General features: G+C 71.5%; 6 protein-coding genes. 5 read left to right on the top strand and 1 reads right to left on the bottom strand.

The window, feature by feature from the left end:
- A partial coding sequence (locus tag ACH34T_RS21850) for an alpha-glucosidase C-terminal domain-containing protein (RefSeq protein WP_395994035.1) occupies positions 1-497 on the top strand: 497 nt, incomplete at its 5' end.
- A 2-nt stretch (positions 498-499) separates the two neighbouring features.
- Positions 500-1,933 (top strand): aminoglycoside phosphotransferase, encoded by a 1,434-nt coding sequence (locus ACH34T_RS21845; protein WP_395994034.1) that lies wholly within the window; start codon positions 500-502, stop codon positions 1,931-1,933.
- A gap of 56 nt (positions 1,934-1,989) precedes the next feature.
- Here ACH34T_RS21845 and ACH34T_RS21840 read toward each other — a convergent pair whose 3' ends face one another.
- Positions 1,990-2,778 (bottom strand): GntR family transcriptional regulator, encoded by a 789-nt coding sequence (locus ACH34T_RS21840; protein WP_395994033.1) that lies wholly within the window; start codon positions 2,776-2,778, stop codon positions 1,990-1,992.
- A 182-nt stretch (positions 2,779-2,960) separates the two neighbouring features.
- On the opposite strand from ACH34T_RS21840, the gene ACH34T_RS21835 reads away from it, so the two are divergent.
- The 3 genes from ACH34T_RS21835 to ACH34T_RS21825 all read left to right on the top strand — a co-directional run bounded on the left by ACH34T_RS21835 (position 2,961) and on the right by ACH34T_RS21825 (position 6,176).
- Complete coding sequence (locus ACH34T_RS21835) at positions 2,961-3,179, top strand: hypothetical protein (protein WP_395994032.1); 219 nt, start codon at positions 2,961-2,963, stop codon at positions 3,177-3,179.
- Between the two features lie 354 nt (positions 3,180-3,533).
- Positions 3,534-5,780: a 1,4-alpha-glucan branching protein GlgB gene (gene glgB, locus ACH34T_RS21830; RefSeq protein ID WP_395994031.1), complete on the top strand. Its 2,247-nt coding sequence runs from the start codon at positions 3,534-3,536 to the stop codon at positions 5,778-5,780.
- A gap of 21 nt (positions 5,781-5,801) precedes the next feature.
- Complete coding sequence (locus ACH34T_RS21825) at positions 5,802-6,176, top strand: ACT domain-containing protein (protein WP_395994030.1); 375 nt, start codon at positions 5,802-5,804, stop codon at positions 6,174-6,176.
- Positions 6,177-6,184 lie beyond the last annotated feature (8 nt).

The following is a 6,184-nucleotide window of genomic DNA, read 5'->3' as shown; positions in this document are numbered from 1 at the left end:
CCCCCGACCGCAACGCCGGCTTCTCCGCCTGCGACCCCGCCCGCCTCTACCTCCCCGTCATCATGGACCCCATCTACGGCTACCAAGCCGTCAACGTCGAAGCCCAAACCAACAACCCCGGCTCCCTACTCCACTGGACCCGCAAAATGATCGAAATCCGCCAACGCCACCCCGTCTTCGGCGTCGGCACCTACGTCGAACTCTCCGCCTCCAACCCCTCCGTCCTCGCCTTCACCCGCGAAATCGACAGCGAGGACGGCAACCAGTGGGGCGGCATGGGCACGGTCCTGTGCGTGAACAACCTGTCGCGTTTCCCGCAGCCCGTGGAACTCGACCTGCGCCGTTTCCGGGACTCCAGCCCGATCGAGTGCATGGGCGGCGTCCAATTCCCCGCCATCGGCGACCTGCCCTATCTGCTGACATTGCCCGGGCACGGTTTCTACTGGTTCCTGCTGCCGCCGCCCGAAGCGCGCGAACAGGGAGAGGGAGCGGTGTAGCCGTGACGCCGTCCGACCATTCCCTCGTCCGGCTCCTGGCCGGCTGGCTGCCCGAGCAGCGATGGTTCGGCGGCAAGGACGGCCCCATCGAGAACCTTTCCATCGGCACCGCCACCGAACTGCGCACCGGCGACCCCGCACTCCACCACCTCATCCTCGACGTCCACCAGAACGGCACCGTCGACCACTACCAACTGCTCCTCGGCGTACGCCGCCACCTGCCCGACCCGCTGCGGCATGTCGCGATCGGACGGCTGACCGGCGGCGAGCAGGGCATCGACGGGCACGTGTACGACGCCGTCCACGACCCGGAGCTCACCCGTCCGCTGCTCGCGCACATGGCGGACGAGACGATGGTCGGGCCGCTGCGGTTCCGCCACGCGCCCGGCGCCGGCCTCCGCACCGACCTGGACGGCGCCCCCATCACGGCGGAGCAGAGCAACACCTCGCTGATCTTCGGCGACGCCCACATCCTCAAGCTGTTCCGCCGCCTCTCCCCCGGCGTCAACCCGGACCTGGAGGTCAACCTGGCGCTCAGCGGCAGAGGCTCCGGGCACGTCCCCGCCGTGCACGGCTGGATCGACCTGGACCCTGGGACGGACGGCGGCGAGAACGAGCCCACGACGCTCGCGCTCCTCTCCGAGTACCTCCGCGGCGCGACCGACGGCTGGCAGCTCGCGCTCACCAGCGTCCGCGACTGGCTGGCGCAGCCCACGCCGCCAGGACCGGGCCGGGCGCCGACCACGAGCGACGCGGGCGCCGCCGGCGGCGACTTCGCCGCCGAGGCCGAACGGCTCGGCGCGGCCACCGCCGAGGTACACCGCGACCTCGCCGCCGCGTTCGGCGTGACGCAGGCGCCGCCCGCCCTGCTGCGGGAGACCGTCTACGCGATGCACGCGCAGCTCGACCAGGTCAGCGCCGCCGTCCCGGAGATACGCCCGTACGCCCACGCGCTCCGGGAGGCGTTCGACGAGGTCACGGCCGGGGCGCGGACGCTGCGGGTCCAGCGCGTCCACGGCGACTACCACCTCGGCCAGGTCCTGCGCACCGGCGCCGGCTGGGCGCTGCTGGACTTCGAGGGCGAGCCCGCCCGCTCCCCCGCCGAGCGCCGCGCCCCCGCGCATCCGCTGCGGGACGTCGCCGGAATGCTGCGCTCCTTCGAGTACGCGGCCCGGTTCCTCATCGCGCGGCACGGCGACCTGCCGCCGGACACGGCCGACGCGCTGGAACTGCGCGCCCGCGCGTGGGCGGAACGCAACCGGAAGGCGTTCTGCACCGGCTACGCCGCGGCCGGCGGGCCCGACCCCGCCGCGCACGCGGCGCTGACGCGGGCGTTCGAGTTCGACAAGGCGGTCTACGAGATCCGGTACGAGGCGCGGAACCGCCCGTCGTGGCTGCCCGTCCCGCTCAGGTCGCTGGCCCACCTCACCGCCTGACCCGCGCCCGCGCGGACGGCCAGAGCCCGCCATGACGGCCAGAGGCGCCGGGACGGTCAAAGGTCGATGGAGTAGTCGAGGACGACGCGGTCGGCGGGGAGCACGATGTCACGGCAGACCTCCATCACCTCGGCGCGCGACAGCAGCCGGCGCGTGATCGCCAGGACCGGCACGCCGCGCGTCATCCGGAGCGTCTCGGCCTCCTCGGGCGTCGGCATGCGGGACCGCACGGACTCCTCGACGCGGGTCGGCGGACGGCCGAGATAGGCCAGCTGCGCGAGCGTCCCGCCGGGCCACGGCTCGCGCGCCGGGTCGGAGACCGGCGTGTCGCCGACGAGCTCCCACGGCAGGTAGTTGACGGAGATCTGCTGCGGCTCGCCGCGCGAGTAGAAGACGAACCGGCGGCGGAGCAGCTCCGTCCCGGACGGGAGCTCGAACAGCGCGCCGAGGTCGTCGTCCGCGCGGACGCGGGTGAACACCCGGTCGAGCCGGTACTCCGCCCAGGTGATCCGCTGGTCGCGGGTGAAGGTCGTCTCGGGGACCGCCATGGGCCTGGTCACCGCGCGGTAGCGGTCCATCGCCACCCGGCGCGCCGGCGGGATGACCTTGACGAGCGTGCCGCCGCCGCGGCGCGTCTCGACAAGCCCCTCGCCGCGCAGCAGCGTGACGGCCTGCCGCACGACGATCTCCGAGACGCCGTGCTCCTCGCACAGCTCGGCGATGGTCGGCAGCCGGGTCCCTGGCGGAAGGCTGCCGTCCCGGATCCCCTCTCGCAGCGTGTCGGCGATGCGCAGGTAGGCGGGACGGTCCGGCACCGGCGTCACCTCCCCTTCTGTGTTCTCCACGCCTCGCCCCCGTTCGAACGGTCATTCGACACGGCGTTCGATCCTGGTACGCCCCTCCCTTGATCCATACCTTCTATGCGCTATCCGCGGGGGCACGGTCCGCTTACGGACAGCTTGACACCTCTCAGCCCGAGTAAGACTTTTGTATACAGAAGAGCGGCCTCGGGGAAAGGACGACCTTGATGGGCGACTTCGACGATCTGAAGGCGGCCATCGAGGGGGACTTTCCGGGCTGGCAGGTGTGGCGCAGCGACGCGGGACGCTGGTACGCGACCCGCAGCGGCGACCTCACCGACGCGCAACTCCAGGCGGGATACGCGATGACGGTGGCCGCCGACGACTCGGTGGGGCTGCGCCGGCTGCTGCTCGACCAGACGCGCGAGGAGCGCGGAGAGAGGTGACGCGACGCCATGGGGAACGGCGGGGCCCGGTCCGCGAGCGGGGGCGGACCGGGCCGGGACGTTCCGGCTCGGCAGGTACCTGTGTCGCGGAGGTGACACAGGAGTGGATCCCAGGGCGGTGTGGTCGATGTCACCCCTGGGGCCAGGTAGACGTGGCCGCACGGGCGGCGCAATCGGCGCGACCCCCTCGACAAAGAGTCGTGCCGCCCGTGCGGTCGCAACACCGCTCTCCCGGCGCGCGGTGGACAGGCAAAACGTCCCGCGGCGGGCCGTCCGGCCCGGAAACTTTCAAGCTCCGGGAAACAGGCGCCCCCGCGAAGTGAGATCGGCGGATCTCGGGGCAACCTCTCCTCCATGGCACGGGTCACGCGCGCGGAGATCGACCGGCTCGTCGGCGGCGACCACCACGATCCGCACGGCGTGCTCGGCGCGCACCCCGGCCGGGACGGCGTCACGGTCCGGGCACTGCGGCCGCTCGCCGAACGCGTCGAGGTCGTCCTGCCGAACGGCGACCGGCACCCCCTCCGCCACTTCCACGAAGGGCTGTTCACCGGGACGCTGCCCGCCGGCGCGTCGCTGTCCGGCGACGACGACGGCGAGGCGCCGCTCGCCGTCCCCGACTACCGGCTCGCCGTCGCCTACGAGGACGGCGCCGAGACGATCCAGGACGACCCGTACCGGCACCTGCCGACGCTCGGCGACCTCGACCTGCACCTGATCGGCGAGGGGCGGCACGAGGAGCTGTGGCGGGCGCTCGGCGCGCGCGTCCGGAGCTACGCCTCCGCGTTCGGCCCGGTGACGGGGACGACGTTCGCGGTGTGGGCGCCGACGGCGCGCGGCGTGCGCGTGGTCGGCGACTTCAACCACTGGGACGGCCGCGGATACCCGATGCGGTCGCTCGGCTCGACCGGCGTCTGGGAGCTGTTCGTTCCCGGCGTCGGCGACGGCGCGTGCTACAAGTTCGAGATCCTCGGCGCGGACGGCGTCCTGCGCGCCAAGGCCGACCCGATGGCGCGGTGCACGGAGACGCCTCCCGCGACGGCGTCCCGCGTTTACACGTCGTCCTATGAGTGGGGCGACGGCGAATGGATGGACGGCCGCAAAGAACGCGACTGGCTGCACGACCCCATGAGCGTGTACGAGGTGCATCTCGGCTCGTGGCGTCCAGGGCTCGGCTATAGGGAGCTCGCTGAGGAACTCACCACGTACGTCCGCGACATGGGTTTCACGCACGTGGAGCTCTTGCCGGTCGCTGAGCATCCGTACGGGCCGTCCTGGGGCTACCAGGTCACGTCCTATTACGCGCCGACCGCGCGCTTCGGTTCCCCGGACGACTTCCGCCACCTGGTCGACCGCCTGCACCAGGCCGGTATCGGCGTCATCATGGACTGGGTCCCGGCCCATTTCCCCAAGGACGAATGGGCGCTGGCCCGTTTCGACGGCACCGCCCTGTACGAGCACGACGATCCGACCCGCGGCGAGCACCCCGACTGGGGGACGCTCGTTTTCAACTACGGGCGCGCCGAAGTCCGCAACTTCCTGGTGGCGAACGCGTCGTACTGGCTGGAGGAGTTCCACATCGACGGGCTGCGCGTGGACGCCGTCGCCTCGATGCTGTACCTCGACTACTCGCGCAACGAAGGCGAATGGACGCCCAACATCTACGGCGGCCGCGAGAACCTGGAGGCCATCTCCTTCCTCCAGGAGATGAACGCGACGGTCTACAAGCGCAACCCCGGCATCATGACGGTCGCCGAAGAATCGACGGCGTGGCCCGGCGTGTCGCGCCCCACGCATCTCGGCGGGCTCGGATTCGGGTTCAAGTGGAACATGGGCTGGATGCACGACACGCTCGAATACCTGCGCCACGAGCCCGTGTTCCGGCACTACCACCACAACGAGATCACGTTCTCGCTGGTGTACGCGTTCTCGGAGAACTACGTCCTGCCGCTGTCGCACGACGAGGTCGTCCACGGCAAAGGGTCGCTGCTGAGCAAGATGCCGGGCGACGCGTGGCAGCAGTTCGCCGGGCTGCGCGCCCTTCTCGCCTACATGTGGTCGCATCCCGGCAAGCAGCTGCTGTTCATGGGGCAGGAGTTCGGGCAGGGCGCCGAATGGGCCGAGGAGCGTCCGCTCGACTGGTGGCTGATGGAGAACGCGGCCGAGGGCGCCCACCATCTGGGGATGCAGAGACTCGTCCGCGACCTGAACCGCGCCTACCGCGACGAGCCCGCCCTCTGGACGCGCGACAGCGACCACGAGGGCTTCCGCTGGATCGACGGCAACGACGCCGGCGGCAACACCCTCTCCTACCTGCGCTACGGGACGTCCCTGCCCGGCACCGAGGGCGACGGCGGCGACCAGCCGGTCGTGGCGTGCGTCGTCAACTTCGCCGGGAACCCGCACGAGGACTACCGGCTCGGCCTGCCCCGCGAGGGCGGCTGGCGCGAGCTCGTCAACACCGACTCCTACGACTACGGCGGCAGCGGCGTCGGCAACCTCGGACGGGTCGAGGCGACCGCCGAACCCTGGCACGGCCTGCCCGCGTCGGCCGCGCTGCGCGTTCCGCCGCTGGGAGCGGTGTGGCTCGTCCCCGAATAACGTGACGAATAGGGTGGCGCGATGAGCACCGCGCAGCGCCTGCACATCGTCCCGTCCCAGTTCACGGTGGAGCACCTCCCGAACGCGACGTTCCCCGAGGACGACGAGTGGATCGCCCTGGTGCGCGCCCCCGAGGGACTGACCGTGGTCAGGGACGCGTCGCCGTTCGCCGAGGCGGAGCGCTGGATCGGCCTCTACGGCGACGCGAGCCACGGCCTGGACACACCGGGAATGCTCGCCGCGATCGTCGGCCCGCTCGACGAGGCCGGGATCTCCGTTTTCGTCGCGTCCACTTACCACGCCGACCTCGTCCTCGTCCCGGAGCACCGCCTGAAGGACGCGACCACGGCGCTCCGCGACGCAGGCCACCGCGTAGAGAACCCGGCCGGAAGCTAGCGGCGGTC

Origin of the sequence: Actinomadura sp. 9N215, assembly GCF_044326345.1 — a bacterium.
Lineage (GTDB): Bacteria > Actinomycetota > Actinomycetes > Streptosporangiales > Streptosporangiaceae > Spirillospora.
Note: the sequence above shows the minus strand (reverse complement) of the source record. Positions and strands in the feature narration are given on the sequence as shown.